General features: G+C 61.3%; 2 protein-coding genes. One reads left to right on the top strand and one right to left on the bottom strand.

Annotation, left to right across the window (positions count from 1 at the left end; all coding sequences use genetic code 11):
• Positions 1–748: cell wall hydrolase (locus tag SPHV1_RS03405; RefSeq protein WP_054944677.1), on the top strand; the 748-nt coding region annotated here is incomplete at its 5' end.
• A 15-nt stretch (positions 749–763) separates the two neighbouring features.
• Here the strand turns inward: SPHV1_RS03405 and SPHV1_RS03400 are convergent.
• Positions 764–1,192 (bottom strand): hypothetical protein, encoded by a 429-nt coding sequence (locus SPHV1_RS03400; protein WP_048575094.1) that lies wholly within the window; start codon positions 1,190–1,192, stop codon positions 764–766.
• Between the last annotated feature and the right edge of the window lie 177 nt (positions 1,193–1,369).

Below are 1,369 nucleotides of genomic sequence, written 5' to 3'. Positions count from 1 at the left end.
AGACCGGGAGGCTATCGCTCGCGTTGCCTTTGCCGAGGCAGGCAATCAGGGGGATCGCGGCATTGCGGCGGTTGTGTTCACGATCATCAATCGCCTTGGCAATGGACGGTGGGGCAGCACGGTATCAGACGTGCTCAACGCGCCGCGCCAGTTCGAGCCTGTGACGCGGGCGGGGGGGCACTGGCGGAACCTTCGCCCCGTTCCTCCCGCTCGCCGCGCACGCGTGGATGCAATCGTCTCGCTGGCGCTCAAGGGTGAGCTGGCCGACGAAACAGGCGGCGCGCTCTATTTTCAGAACCCGACCATCGTTGCCCAGCGCGAGAAGGCCGGGACCGTCTCACGCGGCTTGACACATTTCGGCGGGCAGACACCCAGCGCCGTGATCGGCGATCATGCGTTCTACACTGGACGCGGCAAGAGGCCGCAGCGCAGAACCACCGCAGTCGATCAGCTCGCAGCCAACGACAGCGCGGATGAACGTCAGCGTGCCTATATCGAGGCAGGCGGGGCGATATTTGGACGGGCGAAAGACGAGGGGTTTGACCCGGCATCGACATGGGAAGCGACGGCCGATGACGGGGCAGAGAAGGGCGACAAAACAAATATGGTCGATGATCGAGCAGACGAGATTCTGACTGCATCAGCGCCGATTGTCTCCGAAGATGGCGACAAGGCGGCCGCGCAGGATGACGGCGGCATGTTCGTGCTTTCCAATGGCAAGACGAGCACCAGCCCAAGGGGAAATTGAGCTGAACCTTAGCGGTCAGTCGGAATTGTTTATCAGGTGCTTCACGTCCATGAAGGCCGGATCAGTTTCAGCGATGGAGCGCAAGGGAGGCAAGGTTGCTTCCGCCATAGCGTCGAAGTCGGGCAGCTCCGCGCTTGCCGGAAATTCGGACGATGAGGCGAGAGCGCTTTGTGGCGGAAGAAGATGGCCCATCAGATCGGCCAAGTCTTCGCGGTCCCTGTCGCGGCCAACACGATCGTCTAGGATTGAGATGATCCGTGCGATAAAGTCCGGGTCGGGATTGTCGCGGATTTCGGCAAGGATCGCGCCGCCTAGTATGATACGGGACCGCGTAGCCCTGCGCCGCATTCCCTTCGCAGCCAGCGCCCGATTTCTTTGGTCGCGTGCTTCACGGATCGCGAGTTCGCGTTCCAGCTCTTCGATTGGTCGCAGATCGACGGACATACGGCAAGCGTATCGCCATCAGCGGACAAGGTAAACCTTGACTATCGGATAGTCGAGGTTCATTGATCTAATTCCCCCTGAACAAGGGCGCACTTATACATTGCTTCGCAACGTCGCGCGGCGGGGATGCCCCACACCCCATCAACCGACGCCGAGGCCAGCGGTTGAGCCAAGGGC

Source organism: Novosphingobium sp. KN65.2, assembly GCF_001368935.1.
Taxonomy (GTDB): Bacteria; Pseudomonadota; Alphaproteobacteria; order Sphingomonadales; family Sphingomonadaceae; genus Novosphingobium; species Novosphingobium mathurense.
The sequence above is the reverse complement of the archived record's forward strand: the minus strand, read 5'-3'. Positions and strand labels throughout refer to the sequence as shown.